This is a genomic window from Sulfurovum sp., from assembly GCF_041562805.1.
GTDB lineage: Bacteria > Campylobacterota > Campylobacteria > Campylobacterales > Sulfurovaceae > Sulfurovum.
On record NZ_JBFFOH010000273.1, the window covers coordinates 1 to 1,937 of the forward strand.

Sequence of the window (1,937 nt, forward strand, 5' to 3'; positions counted from 1 at the left end):
TACAAATGTACAAATCTTATCATAAAAAAATTGTTGCAAGTACTTTACTTGCATCGGTAGTATTTTTGGGAACTGCTTGTAATGCATCTAATGGTACAAAAGAGACAGCAGAAGCAAAGACTACAACGGCAGCAGCAGTAAGTTTACCAATGAACACAGAAGGTTTCACTAAAAGAGAAATCGATGCTGTAGGTCCATTGACTCCTACTCTATCTGATAGTGTTAAAAACACTTATGATAATGGTAAATTGGTGATCGATGGTGGGGTGATCTATCCTATCGTTAACGGTAAAACAGGTGCATACCATGTAAATGAAGAAGCACACAAAACACCATTTAACAAAGGTAAAACAGCAACTGCTAATGAGCAGAAAGCTTGGGATATCGATGTTATGCCAGACGGTACAGGTCTTCCTGAAGGTTCAGGTACTGTAGAAGATGGTGATGCAATCTATGAAGCAAAATGTCAATCTTGTCATGGTGACTTTGGTGCAGGTGCTGGACTTTACCCAAGATTAACTGCAGGTAATGCAGCGAAACAGCAAAAGACACTTATGAATCAAAGAGTAGATCCAGATTCAGATGGTCCTACGCGTGTATTTGGTTCGAACTGGCCATATGCAAGTACTTTGTGGTGGTACATTAAAACTGGTATGCCTCACCAAGCGCCATTGACATTGCCTGATGATGAAGTGTATGCTTTAACTGCATATATCCTTTATATCAATGAGATGTCAATTGATGGTGTTGAGGTAGATGATGAATATGAACTTGACAGAGAAAAATTCTTAAAGATCGTTATGCCAAATGTTGATGGGTTTGAACCTGCAATCGATGGTCCAAACGGCCCGGACAATGCACGTGAGTACTTTAACAACCCATTGAACTATGGTAACGGTGTAAGATGTATGAAAGATTGTTTTGAGGGTGAGCCTGAAATACAAAGAATTGGATTTGCACTGACTGATTTCAGTCCTCCATTGAATTCTGAGAAGACATTACCAGAAGTTACTGATGCTGGGCCTGCACATCCGGGGAAAGCTAATTACGATGCAAGTTGTAAAGTATGTCATGAAACAGATGCAATGGGTGCTCCTGCTGTAGGAGACAAAGCGGCTTGGACTGCGGCACTTGAAAAAGGTATCGATCAAGTTTATCACAATGCTATAAACGGAATTAATGGTATGCCTCCAAAAGGTGGTGCTATGGATCTTACTGATGCACAGATGAACGAAGTTGTTGATTATATGTTGGAAGCAAGCAAGTAAATAAGTGTGAGTTATCACAATTATTACACAATATTTTAGTAGAGTAGGATATGAGGTTGGCAAGGCTGACCTTTTATCTACATTTATACACAAAGGAAATAAAATGGATAGAAGAAAATTTATGAGTTTAAGTATGGTTGCAGCTGCTGTATTACCAGCAAGTTTATCTGCAATTGATTTCAGAGCTACAAAGCCTGACACATGGACTGCACACACTGTAGCAGATTCAATTAAAGCACTTTATGGTGATATTAAACCAGAAGAAAAAGGTGTAACTGTTAAAGCACCAAAAGTTGCAAGTAACGGTGGAGCAATCCCTGTAACTGTATCTTCTGATATTGCTGCTAAAACTGTAGCTGTTTTCCAAGATGCTAACCCTGAAGCTACTGTATGTGTATTTACTGTACCAGAAGGTGGAATTGTTGATTATATGATGAAGATCAAAATGAAAAAATCTGGTAAGATCACTGCGATCGTAGAAGGTACTGATGGTAAGTTCTATGCAGGTAACGTGTCACTTGAAGTTGCTCTTGGTGGATGTGAAGGTTAATCCTTTCCCTCAACCAGCTAGATTAGGTCTTAAAACTTAATACATATAAACAGAAATAGAAAGAAAAAGGAATATTATGGGTAATATGAAAATTAAAGCAAAGCTTAAAGGCGATGTGA

2 protein-coding genes are annotated in these 1,937 nt (G+C 38.6%); both read left to right on the forward strand.

The features are described 5' to 3' along the window. The coding region (locus tag ABYK33_RS15690) for a c-type cytochrome (protein WP_373034257.1) at positions 1–1,268 on the forward strand (1,268 nt) is incomplete at its 5' end. 103 nt (positions 1,269–1,371) lie between these two features. After that, a complete protein-coding gene (locus ABYK33_RS15695; protein ID WP_373034258.1) occupies positions 1,372–1,818 on the forward strand; it encodes a thiosulfate oxidation carrier protein SoxY in 447 nt (148 codons plus the stop codon). The last annotated feature ends 119 nt before the right edge of the window (positions 1,819–1,937 follow it).